A 23,975-nucleotide genomic window follows, 5' to 3' on the forward strand; every position below is an offset into this window, starting at 1 on the left:
AATTGAATGCAAAAAAGCCAGGCAACCCCACCATCCAACTATTAAAAACCATCCACAAATAATCGGTTCTCAAAGTTAAATAGGTTAAGTGCCTGGCTCTATACAAAAAGCTGCCTATGGCACCGTTCAAAGCTCTAGTTAATGTAATCAAAAGGGTAGACTCCCCCCTTGATAGCTGGTACGCGTTTGACCCAGCCCGATAACTAGTTACTTCGAACGATACGGAAAGACATCCATTTCACCCCAATTAAAAGAATTGTTCCTATTATAATTCTCTAATCCATATATTTCAAGAATTACGTTTGACGATACGTAGTCCTGCCACTTGGCCCACCTTATGTCCTTCATGCGAAGCGAACTTGATCGTAACCGCTGAGTTGCTGCCCGTGATCGTCTGCGGAAGCTCGTAACGAATGGTCTCCAGCTTGTTCATCTCTTCAGACTCAAGGACGCCTAGCCCAAGTTGTTCCCCATCTGCCGTAATATCGAAAGCCACCGAAGTATCGTTGGACTTCAAATACGTTACCACCAGATCCACTTGCTCCTCTGGCAAGACTTCCATCGTGAAGGAGAACCAGCCATTGATCCAGCTATCGCGATACTTGCGATTGTAGATTTTGCCTAAGCCTACATACTCTCCTTCGAAGTTATGGTCACGTTCAGGTTGCATTTCAGCAGGTTGTACCGAATCGACGGTTAGCTGTTCAAGCAGCAAGTTATTCTCCACGGCTTCGCGATATTCAACTTCTATCAGCTTCCATTCCTCCGGCGTGAACAAATCCCAATACACGGAATAACGATGATCATGCATAGGGTAGAATGGACGAAGCTCATGGTCTCCTGCATATCCTAAACCTTTCATCCGGAACACATTTTTGCTAACGTTAGACTGAATCAGGCTATCCGTTAGCGTCTCGCGATCTCCAATTAATACAGAAGCAAGGGCGCGATCACTGCCTAGCTCAGCATTTATAGGTCCAAAATCACCTGCAAGCACAAGCGGTCCATAGAGGAATGCAATTCGGTTTGGATTATCCGGCATGGACTCGATTCTTACCGACATCGGAATATCATATTCGACAACGTCTCCATCCTGCCATACTCTATCCAAAGCTAGGTAGCTGGATTTGCCCACATTCACTTGAATGTCTTCACCATTTACTTTAACGCTCATGCCTTGCTCAGCCCAGTAGGGGTATCTTAGCTTCAATGTGAATTTAGTTGGTTTCTCCGTGCTGATACGCAGGGTGCCTAGTCCCTCTTCAGGGAACTTGGTCTCTTGCTTCAAACTAATGCCTTGCTCTTTCCAAGTCACTGTTGAAGGTACGTACTGATTCACATACAGCTCATCTTCACTATGGAAGTAAATCGCCGAGCCATACATAGAATGGCTTTCCATTCCTGAGCCTACACAGCATGTAAAGCTCTCAAACTGGGAGTTGAACGACTTATGTCCACCCATTTCGAGGGATACAAAATAACACACACGTCCATCAACCGGCTCCTGAGAAGCTAGGATATGGTTATACATTGCACGTTCGTAGTAATCCGCATATGCGGCATAAGCATCCCACTGGAACATATGCTTGGTCAGCTTCAGCATATTGTAGGTATTACACGTCTCACATGCCCCCTCTCCCAATCGGTCGTTCAGCTTATCCGGCTCGCCGAAATGCTCATTATAGCTGTTGCCGCCAATCACGTATGAATGATGATTCACGACCCGATCCCAGAAGAAGCGAGAGATGCCTGCGTAATGCTCCTGTCCCGTTACCTCATACTGTCTTGCCGCTCCAATAATCTTCGGAATCTGAGTATTGGCGTGTCTTCCTGCTAATGTGTCTTTTTCTTCGGCAAGATCATTAAGGACTTCTCCATGGTAAAAGCTTTCGGCTAAGGTGAGGAAACGGTCATCGCCAGAATCCTCTGCCAAATCTGTGAGGACTTCATTCATACCGCCGAATTCACAACGCAGCACCTCTTGGATCTGATCTTTATTCAGCCCTGCAAAAATATCTTCAAGCCACATTCCAAGCTTCGTTTCAATAACGAGCGCCTTCTGATTTCCGGCCAATCGATAAGCATCACGAAGACCCGCAAACAGCTTATGCATCGTGTACAGCGGTACCCAGCCACCGTTAAGGTCAAAGCCCTGTGAGCGAATGTCGCCTACCTTCACTTCCTCAAACAGCTCTTTGCCACGAGGAATACCGGAAATGAAGCCATTACCATGCGCATCCTGACAATGCTCCAATTCGTCTACTACATAATTCACGCGGGTGAGCAGCTCTTCATTCCCTGTCGAGGCATACATTAACGCACATCCAGAGATATAATGGCCTAGCGTATGGCCGCTAATGCCTTGGGATTCCCAGCCTTCATAGTGAGCAGCCTTAGGCTCTAAGCCAGCATATTGGCGAAAACGCGACAGAAGCCGATCTGCCTCAAGCTTGAGTAAATAATCCGTATTTAACTCCATCGCATGGAGAAGTGGACCTGAATCAATGTGTACATTCTGCAAATCAAAAGCTTGCGTCTTCAATGAAATCGCTCCCTCGCAATCTTGTCAGGGTGATATGACAAGTGTATATTTGTATCCATAAGATAACATCGGAACGTTGATTTGTCGGTAGATCAGCCATACAAATGGTGGACAAATCCGACTTATTAATTGCTAGGAGGACCGCATGACCTATTTGAAAATAAATGCAGATATACCTGTTCATTTTACTGCGGCAGGTGAATTCATCTCAGAAACGCCATGGAAACATGTGGAGCGTGTTATGGGGAACTACGAACTAATCATTGGCGTGAACGAAACGGTATATTTGAGTGAGGAAAACAAACAATTTGAAGTAGGTCCTGACGAAGCTCTTTTGCTTATGCCTAATCGCACACATGTCGGCTATAGAGAGTCACGACCCGGGGTTAAGTTTTATTGGTTTCATTTCGAGCTGAAAAGCGAAGGGGTATTGCTGAGTGAGGAGGAAATGAAGCCTGAGGCGGAAAAAATCTTATCGCGCACACAGCGCTTATGGTCCGTACATGATCTATATCTACCACAGTTCATAAAGATCGAGCACAGTGACCGGATTCATATTCTGGCGAATCAAATCCTCCATGTAGCCAACTCGGGATATTTGACCTATTCCAGTGTTAATTATTTGTTGACCTCACTCTTAATTGAGCTATCTGAGCATGCACTTCAGCCGTTCGCCAGTAAGCTAATCCGTGCGCAGCAAGATGTCACCTTTGTAAAAATAGCCGAGTGGACAAGAATACATGCAAGCGAACCTCTTACGGTGGCAATCATCGCGGAGAAATTCAATTACAACAAGGATTATTTAGCTCGGCTATTTAAACAGCACACCTCGATGGGACCCTTGGAGTATATTCATTCAGTACGTGTGACTAAAGCGAAGGAGCTGCTAACCAGAACCGCCCTCAGCGTGAGGGAAATCGCGACAGAGACGGGGTTCACCGACGATAAATATTTCATGCGCCTCTTCCGAAAATACGAAAACATGACACCGACCCAATATCGTAACGCCTATCATAAGACGTTTATGAATAATGATTGAAGTAAAAAACTGCGGCAGGCTTCAACGTTTTGAAAAGAGTTTGAAACAACACTCCGTCCGCGGAGCCCCCTCGCCATGGGTTGAAGAAGGGGGAAGCGGATCCTCCGATAGATAATCAGGGAATTTCTCCCTAAAAAATCTGATATTCTGTTCATTTGTCTAGTGATTAGGGAATATCTCCCTAAAATTCGACCAATTTGTTGAAAAGTATAGATATTACCTCGATTTTAGGGAAAAATTCCCTAATTCCATTCGTTTAAAGCAAAAATCAGTATTTTTCAGGGATTTTTTCCCTAATTATTCTCAAAAAAAGAAGCTGCCTCTAAGTAGCATTCACTACTTTTGAGACAGCCCCTTCTCTAACTTACAATCTTTAAATTATTGAATCGCTTGCGAAGACGAATTCCATCGCCAGCGCGGAGTCGATCCTTGCAGATGCACCCCTCCATACCATTCATCGATTCCTTTTTTCTGAACCCAGTCTTCATTTCCAGCCAATACACTTTTGCCTAGCTCGGTTAATGCAAGCTCGCAGTCTTTGAATGGCATTACTGGATCGTTATAACCAGGAAAATCATTGAACCCATGGGTTTGCAGCAAAGGGTACGGGCGTTGTGCCATCTGTCTTAGAATATGCCAATATTGCAAATCGCCCATGCCTAGTATATGAAGCTTATCTCCCACATTTTTGAACAGCTCATAGGGTGAGTTTATTCCCTCATGAATCATTTCCAGAGTCATCTGTTCCACAATCCCAAGTCCATTATAGGTCGATGGGAAACGTGATAAATGCGCTATGAAGGCGTCATGTGCAAATGGTAAAGCGGATGTATCTGTAGTTAATCGTTGCTGCAACAATTCTGGATTAGGCGAAGCATAGGCTTCCCAGAGTTCTTGGCCTACCTTTAGCTCCTTGTCGCCGATTAACTTCCACGTTCCTGATAAAGTCTCCATTTGCTCTACAGATAGTTGTCCAAGTCCTCGAAACAGCTCAATACCGGGATATTCTCCAATGCACAATAAACTCAGCTTCGTGGATCCCTTCTTTTGCTTCGAGAACCAATGGAGCAAATAGCACAGCATCGTCTGGTCGAATAGATCATGCTCGAACCATAATACAACTTCATCATATTTATGAAAATCAGCTAAGATCTTTTCCTGTTCCTTACTGATCTGTATAAATTCCTTCTGCGGAATCCCCATCGTTTGTTCTAAATAATGCGCTCTTACTAAGCGGTTATTCTGTTCCGCAGGCTCTAAAAAGACCGGCCCATGAGAGTAGACCTCTCTCCACACTAGTACATCACCTTTCACGATTCCTTGCCGCAGCTTCTCTCCCACTACATCTCCATTTACAATGTGAAGCACATCTTTTCCCCCTTCGTACAAATGGTTGAATACGGAAAGAACATCTGCCACAGGCAATGCACCTTTCAGTTTGCGGCGGGCATCAAAAAGTCGCTTCTTCAATACCGAAACCGAAGTCCCCAGAAAGTCAGCAATCTCTTGTAGTGAGTAGCCTTGAAAATAATATAATTGAACGGCGATCCGCATATTGGATGTCAATGCAGCTATAGACTCGTGAAGCAGTCGCCGCGCTTCTTTTTTCTCAATAATGTCTGTCACATTAAATGAAGATTCTCTCGATTCCACTGCTTCATCGTAAGGTACTGCAGGATGCTGCTTTCTTCGCAAAATACGATAACATTGCCTTGCCACAATCGCTTTAAACCAGCCTGGAAATGCCTCTACTTCTCTTAATTTATTCAAATGCAGGAAGGCTTCTGTGAAGGCTTCTTGCACAGCATCTTCCGCTAATTGATAGTCACGCAGCTTTTCGAACGCAACTGCATTTGCCATCGGTGTAAAGTGCCTAACGATCTGTTCAAAAGCTTGACGATCTCCTCGCCCTGCCTCTTCAATATACTGAAGCATACCTTCGCTCGCTCCCTTCTTCCGTATTATATACAAGTGCCAATGAAGTTCCCAAAGGTTACGGATGAGATTAAAAAAGTCAGACGTTATTTATTTTTTCCTATTACATCCTTTGCAACCTCTAAAGCTGAAGAGGCTCGCGGCCAGCCTACATAATAAGCAAGGTGGGTAATGGCCTCCACGATTTCTTCAAGTTGTAATCCGTTCTCTAAAGCCAAGCGCAAATGATAGGGGAGTTGTTCGGTCATGCCCCCCATCACCAAAGCAGAAATCGTAATCATGCTACGATCCCGAAGTGATAATTGCTCCCGTTTCCATAAGTCCCCAAATAACACATTTTCCGAGTAGTCGACGAATGCTGGAGCGAACTCCCCTAACGATTCCCGTACATTTGTGACGATTTTCCGATGCGCCATATTACACCTCCCTAAGCGGAGGTTGTAGCATTTGAGCAACACCGTTACCAAACGACCAATCTTCGAATTCCGTGTCGACGAGCACAATGAATATATCTTCTTTTCTGATGTTTAGCGTCATCGATAATTCCTCGGCTAGCATCGCGTAAAAGCTTGTTTTCTGCTCTGTTGATCTTCCCGATTTTAGCGTAACTTGGATATATATCAGTCCGTCGCTTCGTTCAATATTTAAATAATCTTTACTATAAAAAAACTCCCCCGCTTTATGCGCATGAAAAACCTGAAACATATCATCCTCCGGTACATGGAAATGCTGAATTAACGCGCTCATAATCGCTCTGCATATTCCTTCTAGCTGATGAATGTCGTATTGTTGCTCCAGATAACTGACTCTAATGAATGGCATTTTAATTCACTCCTTCTTTGGAATTCTTTTTATTGTACTCTCAGTATTTTGATTTATATAATTGAATAAGATAATAATCTTAATCAATTATACCGATGGAGGTGACAATCGATGGATCTAAAAGAACTGATGGCCTTTAAGACCATCCTTCAAGAAGGCACTTTCTCACGCGCTGCCGAGAAGTTGAATTATGCGCAGTCTACCATTACAAACCAAATTCAACGTCTTGAAAAAGAACTTGGCATACAACTCTTTCACAGAGGCTGGGAAGTAGAACTGACAAGTGCTGGGCAAGTTTTTGCAGCGGAAATCGATGACCTTATTCAACATTGGAACTATGTATCAGAACTCACCAAGGCTTTACAACATGACGAAATTGGCACACTTCATATCGGAGGCATTGAATCCATGATGGAATCCGTCCTACCGAACGCCTTGCGAAAGTTTCATGAGCAAAAACCAAAGATGGCATGTAACTTCATTCAGGGTAACACTGATTCGCTCTCACAACTTGTTCTACAAAGTGAACTGGATTTCGCCATCTGCGGTGAGCCGTCCGACCTGTCTTTCTTTTATTTCGAACCGCTCTATCACGAGAAAATAGCTTTTATAGTAGATCACAATCATCCTTTAAGCGGACGAGACGATATTTCATTTCGAGAAATTCTTGAATATCCAATTATAGCTGGAGGACGCACCTGCTTATATTACCTTCGGTTAGCTAAGCAATTTTCGAGATTCGAATCAAAGCCCACTCTATCCACCATAAGTCAAATTTCTGCTATTCCTCATTTTATAAGAAAGAACCCTGGGGTGGGGGTAGTGCTTGATTCGACATCTTTAATGACAGATATCGTAAAAATCGATGTTGAACTAAGCGAGCCGTTCATTCAAGTGGGTTTATTGCAGCGGCGCAACCGAGAATATTTAGCAACATCATCTAAAAAACTATTCATACAAATCATAAAAGGGGAAATTGAGAGGATTAGCAACGCTAATCCTACGCTCCATATTTGAACCTCAAGCTAGTTCCATATATGATAGCTATATCATTGTTCTCAGGGAGGATTCACCCAAGTGGCCGTATTAATTAACGAACAAATTAGAGCATCCGAAGTAGTACTTACTGGACTTAGAGGTGAGCAGCTGGGGATTGTGTCCAGAGAAGAGGCGCTGGCCATGGCTCGTTCAGCAGGTGCTGATCTGGTATGCACCTCACTAATGAGTAGCCCTCCACCCTGCAGCCTGACCGCAAAGGGCAAGGCAAAAGCAGCTGCACAGAAGGAAGCAGCAGCAACACGCAAGGCGAGCGCAGGCTCGGCAGCAAAGGGAGGCAGCAAGGAAAAGGTTAAAGAGCTCCGCTTCACGGCTCATATTGAAGAGCATGATTACGATACAAAGCTTCGCCAGGCAGAGAAGCATCTCCGCTCTGGCAAGCCAGTCCAATTAGTCGTGAAGGCATCCGGTGCCAAAGAAGCTGCGGCTTCCAAGGCCGTATTGGAGCGACTAGTGACTGACTTGAAGGAAGTTGGAACGAAGGACACTGGCATCCAGACAGGTGGTAAAGGGTCTCAGGTGAAATTAAATCCACGTTGAAGAGTGCTCTATTCGTTCCGATCATATAGAGCTAGTAAAAAGGCCATCCTCTGTGGGATGGCCTTTCACTTCATAGGCAATGTTCTAACTCACCCTTAAGCATTCACTTTAAACATGATTGCCCATTAATCCCCTCGGGCGATAGTTCATGCCGCCAGCATAAAGGTGGGAAACATCTCCTAGTCCAATACATCTAGGAACCGCAAAGTGCTCGCTGCGCTCTTCAAACAAGATCGTCGTTACCGAGCTTGGGGCTAACCAAAATACGGACCAAGCCAAAGCTAAAGGAATCTGTAATAAATGAGCTAGCCATGTGAGACCAAAGCCACCATGGCATACTACTCCAATCTTCTTGGTAGAAGGCTCAAGGATCCGATACAGGCCATCTTCTCTTTTATAATGGTGTAGAATTAAGAATTGATCTGAAGCTGCTTGTAATTCGCTGAACCGCAATCTGTATTCCTCTTGCTTCAACCAATGATCTGTTTCATCAGACCATACTCTCTTTCCACTCGATAGTTCGCTAATATGTTCTCCGGGGCTATCCCAAATAGACGACAATTGTCCATCTAACATAATCTCTGTCCAATCCAGTTCAGAAGTCCAAGGTTCTGTCTGAATTACAAGTCCCGTCTCTTTGGCCACATAACTGGCTGTTGTCTGTGCTCTACCCAGTGGTGAAGCATATAGTTCATCCAGACCGATAGCTGCCATGCGTTTTCCTAGTGCTGCTGCTTCCTGATGCCCGAATTCTGTTAGACCATCTATGGAATAGTCTGGATCCCCATGACGAATCAGAAATATTTGCATAATAATTTCCTGCTCCCCTCAAATCCAGCCTTTTTCCTCTGCCAGTCGTACCGCCTCAATTCGACTTTTCACTTCCAGCTTATTGAGTATTTCAGAAATATAATTGCGAACTGTGCCATAAGAAAGATGTAGCGAAAAAGCGATCTCCGCCGCCGTTTGCCCTTCACCAGCCAACTTTAAAATCTCTCGTTCCCGTGCTGTTAGTGGATTTTCTTCCCGCAGGCTACCAAAAACTAACTCGGGGGATACCTCCCGATGTCCAGCCATGACACGGCGAATAGATTCAGCCAGCTTATCTACAGGCTCGTCCTTCAACAAATATCCTTGTATACCAGCCTTCACTCCACGCTCGAAATAGCCCGGACGGGCAAAGGTAGTCAAGATGATAATTCGAGTCGGACAACCTTTACTCCGCAATATTTCTGCAACCTCCAACCCGCTCTTGAACGGCATTTCAATGTCCATGAGACATACATCCGGCTGAAGCCTGTCGATTAAAGCTAACGCCTCAGCTCCATCACAAGCCTCTCCGACGACTTCGATATCATCCTCAAGATCCAGCAGCGATGCCATCGCTCCCCGAAGCAGACGTTGATCCTCCGCTATAACGATGGTTATCATGCACTCTCACCTCCTGTTGCTTCCTTAACGATTAGAGGGATCATAACGATCAGCGTAGTTCCCTGACCTTCTTCTGAGCTTAGCGACAAAGAGCCATCAATCAGGGATAGACGTTCCGCCATCCCCTTCATACCATTTCCATCACTAAGCTCACCATTACATCTCTCACCGTTCTGGAGGCCAATTCCGTTATCTTTAACGGTAATTCGAACTTCTCCGGCGGTCTTTGCCACCCCGATGAAACATTTATCTGCTCTACTATGCTTCACAATGTTAGTCACAGCTTCTTTGATGCAGAGGCTGAGAATATTTTGCGTCAAGTCGGGTACTCCTTCTAACGAAATATCGCCCTCCACTTCTAAGGCAATCTCCGCTGTTCGCAACATTTCCCCGGCTTCTGCCAGTTCCTCTGCTACCGAGATCGCACGCATTTCCGACACTAGCTCACGCACCTGACGGAGCGCAGCCCGCGAAGTACGCTGAATTTCTCGCGCCTCCTCTTGGGCTCGCTCCGTATTTTTGGTCACCAGCTTCTCTACGAGTTGGCTTTTTAATGTAATCAAGGACAACGTATGCCCGAGCGTATCATGTAAATCACGAGCGATTCGCATCCGTTCCTCACGCTTCACCAGCTCTTTAATCACCTCATTGGCTTGATCCAGCTCTTTCTCCAGCTTCTGATTCCGATTCATGGATCTCACTCCGAATGGACTAATCAACATAATAATGATAAATGGAGCTAAAAATATCATGCTTCCCCAATCCATATCACGACCCACTAAGACCAGCACAGAAAGTACCATGACCACAAAAGAAGTAAATGCAATTTTGAACCCTTTATTCTCCGTATAGTAAGCTATGAAATTCGCAGTGAAAAAGCCCATGTACAGATTAAAGGGCGTATAAAACAAACTAAGCACCACGATGATCACCATTTGAATAATCAGCCAGACATTAAAGACTCCACCCCGAACCCAATACAGCTGGCGATAGCTGATGGCAAACACCGCTATCATCATCCCACCCAGAATGAGCTTTATTCCAGTCTCCCCGCGCAAATTCAGGATGGGCAAAACCAGATAAACAGCCCATACAAAAGGGAAAAAACCCTGTTTTTGTGGAAATAACCGGAACTGCGCACGCTCAGCCATTCATTCACACCGCTTCCTGTTTTTTTCGAATATAAACCGATAGTAACATAAAAACTACCAAATATCCGAGCAAAATCAAGACATTACTCCAATGCGGGGCTGAACCACGTACAATCTCCCACGCCCCATTTCCATAGTTATAAGAAGGTAACCAATGACCAATCTTCTGCATTAAACGTGGTAAAATCTCAATTGGCATCCACATGCCCCCTGCTACAGCAAGCGCCATATAAATCACGTTACTGACTCCACTAGCCGTATCCACCCGTTTCATAGCACCCACAAGCGTACCAATCGCCAAAAATGGAAGGGAACCGATCAGAATCCATAGCCCACTAAGCACCCATTGACCCGCAGATAAGGAGACACCATTGATTAAATATCCTGCGGCAAAAATACAAATGACCGAAAACAGATGCATCATCGTTTGCCCGAACATTTTTCCGAAGAAATAGACGGAACCCGGTAGCGGAGTAATCCGAATAAAGGTAGTCCAGCCTTGTGTTCGTTCTTGCACTAAACGGATGCCAAGCGTCATGATCGCAGAGCCCATTACACTAAAGGTTGCCATCGACATTAAGTAGTGAGCGCGCCAAGTCGGGTCATCGTTACCTGTATTAACCACGCGGGTGAAGATGAAGTAGAACATAATGGGCATGAGCAATGACCAGAATACGTAATAAGGATTACGGATGATCCTCAGCATCTCGGCTTTACACTGTACAGTAATTAGTCTCATCTTTAGATAGCCTCCTCTTGGTTCATGGTCAATTGTTCAAAAGCGTCATCCAAACGTCCCTGATCTATACGAACATCCTTCACGGGAAGTCCAGTAACAAAAATCGCTCGCAGCGCTTCATCCGTATCGTCTGTCGTCACATGAATTCGGCCCTCTTTTTCATAACAACCCTCAATAGCGGTTAGTTCCAGCAGGCTCCTGCGTAATTTAGATCGATCACCTATTGGCAAAAAGGACAGCGAACGCTTCACAATCCGCGATTTAATCTCATCTGGACTTCCGTCTGCAACTAAATGGCCTTTGCTAAACAACAGAATACGATCCGCAATATCTTCAGCTTCCTGTAAGTAATGTGTCGTGAACACAATCGTCTTTCCCTGCTCCGCAAGTCCACGAACCGTATCCCAGAACCGCCGCCGGGAAGTAATATCAAGTCCAACCGTAGGTTCATCGAAAAAGATCAGCTCTGGATCACCAGCCAGGGCCAGCGCGAAGCCTAGACTACGCTTTTGACCACCCGAGAGCTTCTCGGCGTATCTATTCAGATCCGCTGGCGCAAGCCCTGTAGCTTTAATTAGAAACTCCATATCCATCGACTGTGGATAATAGCTACGGATCAGAGCAATGATCTCCCGAACCTTCAGCCGATCCATCACACTTACCTCTTGCAGCATCGCGCCGGTCTTTTCACGTACGATTTTATCTTTTGGATGTTGTCCAAATATTTTCACTGTACCTTCAGTGGGCTCTAATAACCCCAATAACATTCCCAATGCCGTTGTTTTGCCTGCTCCGTTCGGTCCAAGAATAGCTGTAATCGAACCCTTGGCAATGTTGAAGCTGATATTATCTACTGCTTTCTTATCCTTATATAATTTGCTAACTCCATTCATCTCAATAACACTGTCCATTTCGTAACCCCTCCGATTCCGAATGCGTTTGATCTATTTCAATCATATGGAAAAAGGAGACCTGACATTAGTATGGACTGTCATTTCTTTAAGATGACAACTGTCACCTTCATGCCTCAGGGTACGAAAAAGAGGTTGCCCTACCCGTAGTTTTAACTACGAATAGGGCAACCTCTTTAATCGAAAATACTAGATTACCTCTTAAAGAATCCTTTTCCGAGAAGGAATTCCTTCATATGCATTCGCGCTGGCTGTGCCAACCGTTCTGCCATAATCACAGACCAAGGTGTATCCTTGGCACCATGAGTCCGCTCACGCATATAGTCTGAAGAGACTTTATCGTAAGTCTTGACCTGCTCCACTGTCGTTTCGGCATTGTAGCGATTACGATGTAGAACAGCCTCTAATGGCAGACGCGGACGCAGGCTTGTGGCTCCATCAGGGTAGCCCACACACATTCCAAATATCGGGTAAACCAGCTCGGGCAGTCCAAGCAGCTCAGAAACCTCCGCAATCCGGTTACGGATTCCGCCGATATAAACAATTCCGAGCCCAAGCGATTCCGCAGCTACAGCAGCATTCTGAGCAGCAAGCGCAACATCAACGGTAGCTACAATAAGGTTCTCAGCAGAATCTTCATACGATGTCTCTCCCTGCAAATGAGGTTTTGTCACCTCACGCAGCCGATATAGATCCGCGCACCAGACCAAGAAGACTGGGCATTGTTCTATATAAGCCTGATTACCCGCTAATCCGGCAAGCTCTGCTTTTATAGCCGGGTCAGTCACTGCAATAACACTATAGGCTTGTACACTGCTGGAAGTCGAAGCCATTTGGCCTGCTTCAATAATAGCTGCAAGCTGCTCTTCACTTACTGGCTTATCCTGATACTTGCGGACAGATGCATGGTTCATTAATAGAGATATTGTCTCGTTGTTTTCTTGCACAGCGGCCACTCCTTACATAGTTAGGTTTCTCTTAAAGCTTTACCCGCTGCAAACGAAGTGCATTCAAGACGACGGACACAGAACTGAATGCCATCGCAGCTCCAGCTAGCCATGGAGCTAGAAATCCGAGTGCAGCAATCGGTATACCTATTGTATTGTATGCAAGTGCCCAGAACAAATTCTGCTTAATATTACTCATCGTTTTACGGCTCATCATAATGGCATCGGGTATGCTCTTCAGATCTCCCCGCATCAGTGTAATATCTGCAGCCTCCATTGCTACATCCGTCCCTGTACCAATCGCCATGCCCGTATCTGCAGTAGCCAGTGCAGGAGCATCATTGATGCCATCCCCAACCATAGCTACCTTTGTCCCATTCCGCTGCAACTTACGAACTTCCTCCGCTTTGCCTTCTGGTAGAACCTCTGCTAACACTTTTCGAATACCTGCTTGCTTCGCAATAGCTTCTGCGGTGATTTTATTGTCACCTGTAATCATAATGACCTCTATGCCCATCGCATGAAGCGCAGCTACAGCTGCTTTTGAGGTTGGCTTAATCGTATCCGCCACAGCGACAATCCCGGCAATATCATCGTCCACCGCTACAAGCATAGCTGTCTTTCCTGCCTCTTCCAGTCTCTTCATGACTGGGGTCCACTCTGTGATGTCCAATTGATGATCTTCCATCATACGCCGTGTACCCACCCTAACTTGTTGATCGGAGACAACAGCCATAATTCCCCGTCCAGGTACATTATCAAACTGTTCAGCGGTGGGTAAGAGCAAACCTCTGTCAGCGGCTCCTGCTACGATAGCTTCCGCAAGCGGATGTTCTGATAATTTCTCGGCTGCCGCAGTTAAAGCTAATAGACGATTCTCTGCACTTTCTTTACCATAAGCGGCAATTCCAGTGGTAGTCACGATATCAGTCAGCACGGGCTTACCATTTGTAACCGTACCTGTCTTATCCAAAACAACGATCTTAATCCCTTGTGCGCCTTCTAAATGCTCACCACCCTTGAACAGAATACCAAGCTCCGCAGCGCGGCCCGATCCCGCCATAATGGAGGTCGGCGTTGCAAGACCTAACGCACATGGACAAGCGATTACGAGCACCGCAATAGCTTTTTCAAGGGCATCGGCAAATTGACCAGGTGCTGCCCAGAAGTACCAGACCAAGAAAGTGATCATCGCAATGCCTACAACAATCGGTACAAAAATACCTGAGATGACATCCGCGATCCGCTGGATCGGCGCTTTGGAGCCTTGGGCCTCCTCCACTACTCTAATGATTTGAGCGAGTGCAGTGTCTCTTCCTACTTTGTTGGCTTTGATTCTTAAGATCCCATTCTTATTTAATGTAGCACCGATAACGGTATCTCCAGGTTTTTTCTCTACAGGAATACTTTCTCCGGTCAACATAGACTCGTCCACAGAAGAGGAACCCTCTACTACCTCGCCATCCACCGGCACCTTTGTTCCGGGCTTCACCAATACAATATCGCCGGGAATCACTTCATCTGTCGAAATATTCATTTCTTTGCCATCGCGGATCACGAGAGCCGTCTTTGCCTGAAGCCCCATTAAGCTCTTAATGGCGTCAGAGGAACGTCCTTTGGCTAGCGCCTCGAACCATTTACCGACGAGGATGAGTGTGATGAGTACAGCACTCGTCTCATAATACATTGGGGCGGTATGATTCATTCCCTTCATACTTAATGAATCAATCGTCAGATAAAGACTGTAGAAATACGCTGCTGATGTCCCCAGTACGACCAACACATCCATATTGGCACTTCCGTTACGAAGTGCTTTATACGCGCCTACGTAGAACTGCCAACCGATGATAAACTGTACGGGGGTCGCCAGAACAAGCTGAAACCAAGGATTCATAAATAACTCCTGTGTTGGAATCCAGCTTGTGAATGAGAAATGACCTGCCATCGCCCATAACAATGGGAAAGAAAGAATAGCAGAAATGATCCACTTCCACTTTTTATGCTGAATTTCCTGTACACGACGATCCACATGATCCTTGCGGTCTTCTTTAAGAGTAGCTTTATATCCGATATTGCTTACCTTCTCCATGATCTCTCTTGGACTAATATTACCGGGAGTATATTCTACATGTGCCGTTTCCAGCGCTAAATTCACATTCACTGCTGCGATCCCCGGCGTACGACTCAACACTTTTTCGATCCGCGCCGAGCATGCAGCGCAGGTCATGCCTGATATATCAAAATCCGCGGTCTCTTTGACGGTATCATAACCAAGAGCGCGGATTTTATCTTCAATTTGTGGTAACCCTGATACAGAAGGATCGAATCCGACAGTGGCTTGTTCCAAGGCTAAATTTACATTTGCGCGAGAAACACCCTCCATCCGGGACAAACCTTTCTCAATTCGAGCTGCACAAGCAGAACAGGTCATGCCTGTAATCTGTACGGTCGCTTGCTGTTCATTGGGTGAAGCTGTTGTTTTTAACTTATCCATGATTCCAAAGCCTCCTCATACCCCTATAGAGTATGATAATTTCTATAAAAAGAAAAGGCATTGGAGCTTATGGCATTCCCATACAGCTCCAAGCCTTATTACTTTGCTTCAAATTAAACTACATCATACCCTTGCTCTTCAATAGCTTCTTTAATAGCTCCAAGGCTCACCTTGTTCTCATCATACTCAACGGAAACTTTTTTAGCAGCAAGATCAACTTTAGCAGTAGCTCCAAGATTACCTACAGCCTTCTCTACAGAGTTGACACAGTGACCACAAGACATTCCTTCAACGTTTAATGTAGCGTTCGACATTATTATTACCTCCAGTAAATGTTATGAAGCCATGCTCAAGGAGCATTAGCTTATTATTTCATTAATTTGTTAACCGTAATTAACAGCTCATCGATAACCTCATGTTCACCGGCTTCGATCCGTTCAACAATACAACTCTTCATATGCCCTTCCAGCAGCATCTTACCAACACCGTTTAGTGCCGCTTGAACCGCTGCGAGCTGATTGAGCACATCGTCACAATAAGTATCCCGCTCTATCATACCCTTTATCCCGCGGATCTGGCCTTCAATCCGGTTGAGGCGAGTATTCAAACCATTTTTGAAATCTGTCGAATGATGACTCATTCGTTCTCCAGATGCTGAAGAATGACAGTCAGCTTCGCAGGATTTCTCAGTTTGTTCTTGCTTACTAGTAGACATAAGAATCAGCCTCCTTGCCAATAATATAATATACCCCCGTAGGGTATGTCAAGAGGCGTTCTTTATTTCCTATCCCCCAAATCCCATTTTTTCAAGCATAAACGCCTTCGGTGTCCTTATAAGGACGGTAAGCGTTTAAGAGAGAAATATAAGACATATAGTATTGTGTGAAACTTATACTTCTTATATTTGAAAAAAACTATTGCTACCCTATTCAAATTTGAATATAATAAATTTTGCTTCTAACCTATGAACATTTTTTGAACGGATTTATCACTATTAGAAAAAGGAGCCTGCGAAGCATGCATACTAAAGAAAGTAATCTTAAACTCGTAGTTATCGGCCTGCTGCTCGGTATTCTGATGTCCGCGATGGACAATACCATTGTAGCTTCAGCTATGGGAACCATTGTTTCCGACCTTGGCGGTCTGGACAAAATCGTATGGGTCACTTCGGCCTATATGGTCATGGTAATGGCTGGGACCCCTATCTTCGGCAAGCTCTCGGATATGTATGGACGTAAACGTTTCTTCATGTTCGGACTGATTGTATTCCTGATTGGCTCAGCACTGTGCGGTACTGCAACCAGTATTACACAACTAAGTATTTACCGGGCAATTCAAGGAATCGGCGGCGGTGCACTAATGCCTATCGCCTTCACCATCGTTTTCGACATTTACCCTCCTGAAAAAAGAGGAAAGCTGACCGGCCTTTTCGGTGCGGTCTTCGGAATCTCCAGTGTACTCGGACCCTTATTGGGTGCATATATTACCGACTATGTAGGCTGGCAATGGGTATTCTACATTAACCTGCCGCTCGGAATTATTGCACTTTTTCTGATCGCAACTTCTTACAAAGAATCGATCTCTCACGCTAAACAGCGCATCGACTGGGGCGGAGCCTTCACTCTCGTCGGCGCCATTATCTGCCTAATGTTTGCGCTAGAACTGGGAGGCAATCAATACGCTTGGGATTCCAGTGTCATTCTCGGCTTATTCGCCGGCTTCGCTGTACTCTTGCTGGCATTCATCCTCATTGAGAGAGTGGCGGCTGAACCTGTTATCTCGTTCGCGATGTTCAGTAAACGGTTGTTTGCAACAAGCAGTGTGACAGCCTTGTTCTATGGCTCTGCCTTTATCGTAGCCACCATCTACATTCCTATCTTTGTACAGGGCGTATTTGGCGGCTCCGCTACGAACTCTGGACTGATCCTCATGCCGATGATGATCGGTACGGTCGTGGGCAGTCAGACCGGTGGGCTACTTACAACCAAAACCAGTTTCCGCAACATTATGATCCTATCCGCAGTCTGTTTTGTAGCAGGTGTCTACAGTCTAAGCACTTTATCACCAGATACCTCCCGTCTCATGCTTAATGTATTCATGGCCTTAACTGGATTCGGCGTGGGCTTCTCCTTCTCCGTGCTAAGCATGGCAGCTATCCATAATTTCGATATGCGCCAACGCGGTTCGGCAACTTCAACAAGTACCTTTATGCGCTCGCTTGGGATGACGCTGGGGATTACGATCTTCGGTATTATTCAGCGTAACAACTTCACTAGCAGCATTAGCGAAGCTTTTGGCGGAAGTGAGCAGTCAGCAGCCTTCGGCGATCCACGGGCAGCCCTGACACCTGAAGCAAGAGCCAAGATTCCACCTGAAATTTTAGAGAAAATATCTAGTGCACTTTCCTCTTCTATCGCACATACCTTTATGTGGGCCTTGATTCCTGCCGTCCTTGGTTTAGTCTTTGTACTGCTTATGCCAAAAGACCGCCTCACTATTCCGAGCAAAACTGCTCAGGCGTCCGAGGGTAAAAGGTAACGATTATGTCGATGAAATTGTCCATTCTCGGTCTACTGCTGGAACGGAATATGCATCCCTATGAAATTACACTAGTTATGAAAGAACGCTCCATGGACCGGATTACAAAGCTCCAGCTTGGGTCTCTCTACTACGCTGTCGATAAACTTGCACAAGATGGCTATATCGAAGCTTTAGAGGTGATTAGCAGCAGTGATCGCCCAGACAAAACCATTTACGGTATTACTGAGCAAGGTAAAAATTTATTTGAGCAGTTAATTCTACAGCAAATTAAAAAGAACGAGCCCTTCTATCATCCGATGTATATGGCTCTAGCCATGTCCCGTCATGTTGATCAAAACAAGGTGGAGAAGCTGCTCGAAGAACGTATTCGGGAAACCGAACATCAGGTGAATCTGGCTTATCAGGTATATGAAGAACATATTCCTATTGTTCCTCGCTCCGCCCTTCATCTCATGTACGGCACCTATGAACACACCCTTATTGAACTAAAATGGCTGCAACGTCTCTATGATGATGTTGTAGCACGCAAGTTGAATGACATTGGAACACCACTCAATACAGAGTAGAGGCCTTAGGACCTCTACTCTTTTTTTCTTTTCCAGAGACAATAAATACCATACTGTAATCTACAGCGTGTACAATATGTACGTGTACGCAATCATTTTTTCCTAGGAGGAATCACATTGTTGAGAACGCTGCCTTTAAACAAGCGTGGTATACCTGCCAGCCGTATTGCTCTAGGTTGTATGGGATTTGGTGGGGGCTGGGATCATGAACCGATTACCGCCGAGAATGTTAAGCAAGGACATGCAGCCGTGGACGCTGCACTATCAATTGGAATCAATATGTTTGATCATGCAGATATTTATACCCGTGGCAAAGCCGAGAAGGTATTCGGTCAGATCTTTAAAGAACGCCCAGGGCTCCGCGAAGAAATCATTATTCAATCGAAGTGCGGTATTAAGCTAATGGAGCCTGGAGACAGCTCTAATGTGTTTGATTTCTCAAGCCAGCATATTCTAAGCAGTGTAGATGGAATATTGTCGCGACTAGGAACGGAATATATTGATATTCTGCTTCTCCATCGGCCTGACCCCTTAATGGATCCGGAGGAAGTAGCTTCTGCTTTGCATCAATTAAAGGCAACAGGTAAAGTTCGTCATTTCGGCGTCTCCAATATGAGCGCAGCGCAGATCAAAATGCTGCAAGCCTATTGCGAGGAACCTTTTATCGTAAACCAGCTACACATGAGCCTAGCCAAGCTCAGCTGGGTCGATGCTGGAATCAGTGTAAACCGTGAACCTTGGAAGGATATTACCTTTCCCGAAGGAACCCTTGAACATTGTCGAATGGAGAACATTCAGCTTCAAGCTTGGGGCCCACTCGCACAAGGCTTATTTAGCGGACGTTCATTAGAGGATCAACCAGAGAATATCGTCCAGACAGCTGCCATGGTTAAACAACTTGCAGATGAAAAAGGAACAACACCCGAAGCCATAGTGCTATCCTGGCTAATGACACATCCGGCAGCTATTCAGCCTGTGATTGGGACTGTGAATCCGCAGCGCATCGCTGCCTGCGCCGATGCAGACAAGCTGGAGCTTACTCGTAAAGAATGGTATGACCTATATGTTAGTTCACGTGGTACTCGTCTTCCCTAACTGAGCCCATAATTAAACTCGCAAGAATTCTTAATAGCCTAATCGTGCCTCTCGCATGATTAGGCTATTTTTAATACATTCCCCTCCTATGTATCGTTCTTTATTGCGAATAAAAATAGATATCAAGCGATAAACAGAGATAAATAGAGATAAATTAACATTTTTGTTCTTTATAGAGCACAAACGAGACTTATTGACAGTTTTCTTTTCAATTTATTCCATGTATTATTCATTACAGAAGTTGTTCTTAATAAAGAACAATAATAACGAACTAAAGAAACTCAAGACATTGAGGGGAGGTATTCCTCTGAGACCCAGATCAGCAAAAAGAAGACCTAAACGAAAGAAACAAATCGGATTACGTGTTCTGCAATCAGGAATGGCTGTCTCCGTCTTGTTTCTGACTACCTCGCAGCAAGTGGGTAGTACCTATGGTGGTTTTGGAGCTACTACGCAAACCACTAGCACAATTAGCTTTTGCGAAGTATTTCCAAACTCGATCAAGGGGCTTCTAACAGAACTCAAAGATCATATCGAAAGAGCTACTGCTTTAAAAGGATCGCTGCAAAGCTATACCCCTTCAGGCAGTCTCTCAGACGTTTCGGGAATAGAAGGCATGACGCTGGATGAGCTTGATGTCGCAGCGCAAGAGATTTCCACACAAATCTCCGCGCTTCAATCTCAAATCGATGGCGTGAATGAGCAAATGGCCACCAACAGCCAAATTTGGAACGAAATCAATGGAGAGCTGAACGCAGCAGCAGCCGTCCTATTCCAGATTGGAGGATATATGACCTCTCTAGATTCAAACTGTCTAGAAATCAAGGATGAACAATTCTTCAGAGAGCTGCAAAGCAGCCTGAATCAAAGCGGTGTAATCTCTGAATCCCTGAATGCTTCCTTAAAGGGAGTCATCCAATATCTAAACTCCATACACGACATCGGGCTTCCATTTGCTTCGGTAGTGACCAGTGATGTATATGGACAACCCGAGTTACGCAACGAGGCGTTTCAGCAGCCGTTACCTTTCCTGATTCCTTTTAGTCAGCCGGCCGGCAATATCTCTAGCGAACTTACCTCCACTTATGAAAATCTCAATACTGAAATGAATGGTCTTAAAGAATCGGCTACTTCAGGAATCAGCAATCTTCAGAGTCAGCTCCAATTGATCAGTCAAACCCGTGAACAACAGTTGGAAGCACTTGAGAAAGCCCGACTAGAGGCGCTGGAACAAACGAAGAAAGAAGAAGAACGTTTGGCACTGGAGAAAAAAGAAAAGCAAGAAGCTGAGGAGAAAGCAAAAACGGAAGTGACTCCACCGAAAGGTGAAGCTACTCCAGAGAACATAAATAAAGAACAGCCTGAAGCCCCAGCCACTAACCCGGTCGTTCCGGAAATTGGTGAAGAGCTAACGATTCCAAAAGATGTACCACAGCAAGCGGTTCCTCAGGAGGCGCCAAAAGCGGAAGATACAACCACTTCCCCACCGGCAGCAACACCAGCTCCTACGGCCCCTCAACAAGACAAAGGTGGAGAATAATATGCGGATTAAAAAAATGATCAACAATACATTATCGAGCATCATGCTTGTGATATTCATTCTGCTGGTGGTAGCCGTAGTTTTATCAAAGGCCTCCGGCGGTGAACCTGCCTTCTTCGGATACCAGATCAAATCGGTACTCTCAGGTTCGATGGAACCAGGGATTCAAACCGGATCGATTGTCGCTTTAAAACCCGGAGGAGATATGAATCGCTTCAAAAAAGGCGATGTTATCACCTTTAGAAATGAAGAAAACCTGCTCATTACTCACCGTGTTGTAGAAGCAACAATGAACAACGCTACTGGTGAAGCCATGTATCGCACGAAAGGCGATAACAATGATGCGCCTGATATGAACCCTACCAGTTCCACGAATGTTGTAGCTGAGTATACCGGGGTCACCGTACCTTACGTAGGTTACGCTATGAATTTCGCAGTTTCCAAAGCTGGAAGTGTCATGCTCATGATCGTACCAGGCTTGATGCTTCTGCTCTATGCTCTGTATTCGTCATGGAAGGCTGTAGCTGCACTCGAAAAGAAAAATGCGGCTATACTGCCCGCCTCTCCACCCCCAACTGAAATACAGTAATTCGTTGATTGTCCGCTTCCGCTTACGAACCGGAAGTTACAATATATAACTTTTATAAAAAACCACAAAAACCGAGGAGGAATTTTAATTATGGGTATCAAAAAAACATTGGGTCTTGGCGTAGCATCAGCAGCACTGGGTTTATCATTGATTGGTGGAGGAACCTTCGCTTACTTTAGTGACACTGCACAAAGCACTGCTACATTTGCTGCAGGTACACTCGATTTGAACTCCGACCCTTCAGTTATCGTAAATATTCCAAACCTAAAACCAGGTGATACTGTAACCAAATCCTTCAAATTGAAAAACGATGGTTCGCTCGATATCGGATCTATTATTCTGAACACTTCCACTCAAATTACGGATGCTAAAGGTGATAACTACCTGGATTTAGCCCAATTCATTAAGGTCAAATTCCTTAGAAATAACGATAAAGGAACCGTCGTTTCTCCAGAAGATGTAGTCTATCAAACTACGCTGGCTGATTTAAAATCTCAACATCCGGATCTCGTAAAAAATACTGGTTGGGATCAACTCTTCACCGAAGCATCTGGTATTAAAGCCGGCACCAATGACAGCTTCTCCGTCCAATTCGAATTTGTGGAAAATAACCAAGATCAAAATATTTTCCAAGGCGATAGCATAACCCTGACATGGGATTTCGTAGCTAAACAAGGTGCTAAAAAAGATTACTAAGATTAATAGAATAATTTAATATAATACTCGAAGAGCAGCAGATCCTGATTCCGGAAAGCGGATAAGTAGATGCTGCTCTTCTCTTTACAATAAACTTTGTCGAATTTATTGATATTTGTTATACTAATAACAAAAATTACGGAGGGGCGTCAGCATAGTGCCACAAAATATGGGCCAACGTATCCAGCGTCTCCGCCTAGAAAAGGGATTGTCCCTATCTGAGCTTGCGGACAGAGCGGATGTTGCTAAGTCGTATCTTAGCAATGTGGAGAGAAACATCCAATCCAATCCTTCAATCCAGTTTATCGAAAAGATCGCCGATGCGCTTCAGGTATCCATCCACGCTTTGCTCTATGGAGAACCTAATGATGCTGAGGAGTCACCTTTAGATTCGGAATGGTTCCGATTGGTGCAGGAAGCTATGGCCTCAGGCATAAGCAAACGCGAATTCAAAGAGTTTCTGGACTACCAGAAATGGCGCCTTGATCAGAAGGATTAATATTCCACCTGACCTGATAAGATCCTCTTCTACTCATACTATTAAACATAAGCGCCTTCGCCCTCCTAACATGGACCGCGAAGGCGTTTGAATTTTAGGAGAATCAATTATCATATGCGTTGTGAAACTTATATTTTGCTTTACACCGAAAAAGGGCACAGCGAGTTATCGCTGTGCCCTTTTTCAAAATATAACGCACTAAATGTATTACTGCACGGCTTGCACAGTCTTCTCATGAAAGAATCGACGAATTTCATCTGCCTTTATGCCAGCCTTCTTAGCTGCTAATAATAAATGTACCCACTCAACGTCTAGATCAATGACCTGCTGTTCTCTGTTGCTTCCCTGGTTGGACTTGTCCAAAAAATCTCCTCCTAAGATTTTACGTCCCCAGGCAATCCGGCTGTCATAGTATTTCTACCTTAGACCCGCGACTTTGTGCCCCTGCCTTTCGGCAGGTTTACCTTTTACTGGACCCTTTACACGAAAGGATCTACTTTGAAATATATGAAAATCGCTAACTGCAATAACATTATACTATACTAAAGTGGAAAAGTGTGTCGATTTCTGATTAGTTTTTCCATTAAAAAACAAAAAATAGAAGCGATTTTGTGCGATATCTTGTCCTATTAACACGATACTCGTCCCATTCATAAAATTAATTAAGCCAATATAATGATACTTCCTTCCCTATTAGTTAAAAATAAGGATATTAGAATCATTTTAGTGGGCCTTAGGAATGGGTAATGAGAAGAAACAGCGTTCTTTTCATTAGAACAAGCTAACCCATACCATTTTGCGAACGTATTGGACGAAAGAATGAATTGATTACACGTGTGGAA

General features: G+C 44.8%; 24 protein-coding genes and 1 riboswitch. Of the genes, 10 read left to right on the forward strand and 14 right to left on the reverse strand.

Features of this window, described 5'->3' with window-relative positions; all coding sequences use genetic code 11:
• Positions 1-289: 289 nt before the first annotated feature.
• Entirely contained in the window at positions 290-2,542 is a 2,253-nt protein-coding gene (locus PAENI_RS18220; protein ID WP_149646239.1) for a glycoside hydrolase family 127 protein, read from the reverse strand.
• A 145-nt stretch (positions 2,543-2,687) separates the two neighbouring features.
• Between PAENI_RS18220 and PAENI_RS18225 the strand changes: the two genes are divergently transcribed.
• The gene (locus tag PAENI_RS18225; RefSeq protein ID WP_149646240.1) at positions 2,688-3,581 is read left to right on the forward strand and encodes a helix-turn-helix transcriptional regulator; all 894 of its coding nucleotides are present in this window, start codon (positions 2,688-2,690) and stop codon (positions 3,579-3,581) included.
• A gap of 378 nt (positions 3,582-3,959) precedes the next feature.
• Here the strand turns inward: PAENI_RS18225 and PAENI_RS18230 are convergent, their stop codons facing one another.
• The 3 genes from PAENI_RS18230 to PAENI_RS18240 all read right to left on the reverse strand — a co-directional run bounded on the left by PAENI_RS18230 (position 3,960) and on the right by PAENI_RS18240 (position 6,338).
• The gene (locus PAENI_RS18230) at positions 3,960-5,516 is read right to left on the reverse strand and encodes a sigma-70 family RNA polymerase sigma factor (RefSeq protein ID WP_149646241.1); all 1,557 of its coding nucleotides are present in this window, start codon (positions 5,514-5,516) and stop codon (positions 3,960-3,962) included.
• An 86-nt stretch (positions 5,517-5,602) separates the two neighbouring features.
• The gene (locus PAENI_RS18235) at positions 5,603-5,932 is read right to left on the reverse strand and encodes a carboxymuconolactone decarboxylase family protein (protein ID WP_149646242.1); all 330 of its coding nucleotides are present in this window, start codon (positions 5,930-5,932) and stop codon (positions 5,603-5,605) included.
• A gap of 1 nt (position 5,933) precedes the next feature.
• Positions 5,934-6,338 carry a tautomerase family protein gene (locus PAENI_RS18240; protein WP_149646243.1) on the reverse strand — a complete coding sequence of 135 codons (405 nt, stop codon included), beginning with the start codon at positions 6,336-6,338 and terminating at the stop codon, positions 5,934-5,936.
• A 111-nt stretch (positions 6,339-6,449) separates the two neighbouring features.
• On the opposite strand from PAENI_RS18240, the gene PAENI_RS18245 reads away from it, so the two are divergent.
• Together PAENI_RS18245 and infC are read left to right on the forward strand one after the other, a co-directional pair.
• Positions 6,450-7,355, forward strand: coding sequence for a LysR family transcriptional regulator (locus tag PAENI_RS18245; RefSeq protein ID WP_149646244.1), 906 nt, complete (start codon positions 6,450-6,452; stop codon positions 7,353-7,355).
• Between the two features lie 60 nt (positions 7,356-7,415).
• Positions 7,416-7,934, forward strand: coding sequence for a translation initiation factor IF-3 (gene infC, locus PAENI_RS18250; RefSeq protein WP_149646245.1), 519 nt, complete (start codon positions 7,416-7,418; stop codon positions 7,932-7,934).
• Between the two features lie 108 nt (positions 7,935-8,042).
• Here the strand turns inward: infC and PAENI_RS18255 are convergent, their stop codons facing one another.
• The 9 genes from PAENI_RS18255 to PAENI_RS18295 all read right to left on the reverse strand — a co-directional run bounded on the left by PAENI_RS18255 (position 8,043) and on the right by PAENI_RS18295 (position 16,247).
• A complete protein-coding gene (locus PAENI_RS18255) occupies positions 8,043-8,744 on the reverse strand; it encodes a histidine phosphatase family protein (RefSeq protein ID WP_149646246.1) in 702 nt (233 codons plus the stop codon).
• 18 nt (positions 8,745-8,762) lie between these two features.
• The gene (locus tag PAENI_RS18260) at positions 8,763-9,365 is read right to left on the reverse strand and encodes a response regulator transcription factor (protein ID WP_042184310.1); all 603 of its coding nucleotides are present in this window, start codon (positions 9,363-9,365) and stop codon (positions 8,763-8,765) included.
• On the reverse strand, positions 9,362-10,516 hold the full coding sequence (locus PAENI_RS18265; protein ID WP_149646247.1) for a sensor histidine kinase: 1,155 nt from the start codon (positions 10,514-10,516) through the stop codon (positions 9,362-9,364). The genes PAENI_RS18260 and PAENI_RS18265 overlap by 4 nt, the downstream gene beginning before the upstream one ends.
• Positions 10,517-10,520: 4 nt before the next feature.
• Positions 10,521-11,255 (reverse strand): ABC transporter permease, encoded by a 735-nt coding sequence (locus tag PAENI_RS18270; RefSeq protein ID WP_042184306.1) that lies wholly within the window; start codon positions 11,253-11,255, stop codon positions 10,521-10,523.
• A 2-nt stretch (positions 11,256-11,257) separates the two neighbouring features.
• Entirely contained in the window at positions 11,258-12,166 is a 909-nt protein-coding gene (locus PAENI_RS18275; RefSeq protein ID WP_149646248.1) for an ABC transporter ATP-binding protein, read from the reverse strand.
• Between the two features lie 194 nt (positions 12,167-12,360).
• A complete protein-coding gene (nfsA, locus tag PAENI_RS18280; RefSeq protein WP_076299885.1) occupies positions 12,361-13,113 on the reverse strand; it encodes an oxygen-insensitive NADPH nitroreductase in 753 nt (250 codons plus the stop codon).
• Between the two features lie 31 nt (positions 13,114-13,144).
• Complete coding sequence (locus PAENI_RS18285; RefSeq protein ID WP_149646249.1) at positions 13,145-15,607, reverse strand: heavy metal translocating P-type ATPase; 2,463 nt, start codon at positions 15,605-15,607, stop codon at positions 13,145-13,147.
• Positions 15,608-15,720: 113 nt separating this feature from the next.
• On the reverse strand, positions 15,721-15,921 hold the full coding sequence (gene copZ / locus PAENI_RS18290; protein ID WP_042184300.1) for a copper chaperone CopZ: 201 nt from the start codon (positions 15,919-15,921) through the stop codon (positions 15,721-15,723).
• Between the two features lie 53 nt (positions 15,922-15,974).
• On the reverse strand, positions 15,975-16,247 hold the full coding sequence (locus PAENI_RS18295) for a metal-sensitive transcriptional regulator (protein WP_256989783.1): 273 nt from the start codon (positions 16,245-16,247) through the stop codon (positions 15,975-15,977).
• A gap of 377 nt (positions 16,248-16,624) precedes the next feature.
• Here PAENI_RS18295 and PAENI_RS18300 point away from each other — a divergent pair, with 377 nt between their 5' ends.
• The 7 genes from PAENI_RS18300 (at position 16,625) to PAENI_RS18330 (ending at position 23,133) form a co-directional block, all read left to right on the forward strand.
• Entirely contained in the window at positions 16,625-18,145 is a 1,521-nt protein-coding gene (locus tag PAENI_RS18300) for an MDR family MFS transporter (RefSeq protein WP_149646251.1), read from the forward strand.
• 5 nt (positions 18,146-18,150) lie between these two features.
• Positions 18,151-18,714: a PadR family transcriptional regulator gene (locus PAENI_RS18305; protein WP_149646252.1), complete on the forward strand. Its 564-nt coding sequence runs from the start codon at positions 18,151-18,153 to the stop codon at positions 18,712-18,714.
• Positions 18,715-18,831: 117 nt separating this feature from the next.
• Entirely contained in the window at positions 18,832-19,809 is a 978-nt protein-coding gene (locus PAENI_RS18310; protein WP_262495643.1) for an aldo/keto reductase, read from the forward strand.
• Between the two features lie 220 nt (positions 19,810-20,029).
• Positions 20,030-21,349, forward strand: coding sequence for a hypothetical protein (locus PAENI_RS18315; protein ID WP_223178969.1), 1,320 nt, complete (start codon positions 20,030-20,032; stop codon positions 21,347-21,349).
• A 1-nt stretch (position 21,350) separates the two neighbouring features.
• Positions 21,351-21,938, forward strand: a complete 588-nt coding sequence (gene sipW / locus PAENI_RS18320; protein ID WP_149646254.1) for a signal peptidase I SipW — start codon at positions 21,351-21,353, stop codon at positions 21,936-21,938.
• Positions 21,939-22,028: 90 nt separating this feature from the next.
• Positions 22,029-22,634, forward strand: coding sequence for a TasA family protein (locus PAENI_RS18325; RefSeq protein WP_042184288.1), 606 nt, complete (start codon positions 22,029-22,031; stop codon positions 22,632-22,634).
• Between the two features lie 169 nt (positions 22,635-22,803).
• Positions 22,804-23,133: a helix-turn-helix domain-containing protein gene (locus PAENI_RS18330; RefSeq protein WP_188114622.1), complete on the forward strand. Its 330-nt coding sequence runs from the start codon at positions 22,804-22,806 to the stop codon at positions 23,131-23,133.
• A gap of 207 nt (positions 23,134-23,340) precedes the next feature.
• Here the strand turns inward: PAENI_RS18330 and PAENI_RS18335 are convergent, their stop codons facing one another.
• The gene (locus PAENI_RS18335) at positions 23,341-23,496 is read right to left on the reverse strand and encodes an anti-repressor SinI family protein (RefSeq protein ID WP_231573373.1); all 156 of its coding nucleotides are present in this window, start codon (positions 23,494-23,496) and stop codon (positions 23,341-23,343) included.
• A gap of 27 nt (positions 23,497-23,523) precedes the next feature.
• A riboswitch (cyclic di-GMP riboswitch) is annotated at positions 23,524-23,608 on the reverse strand.
• Between the last annotated feature and the right edge of the window lie 367 nt (positions 23,609-23,975).

Origin of the sequence: Paenibacillus sp. B2(2019) (assembly GCF_008370385.1) — a bacterium.
Classification (GTDB): domain Bacteria; phylum Bacillota; class Bacilli; order Paenibacillales; family Paenibacillaceae; genus Paenibacillus_AQ.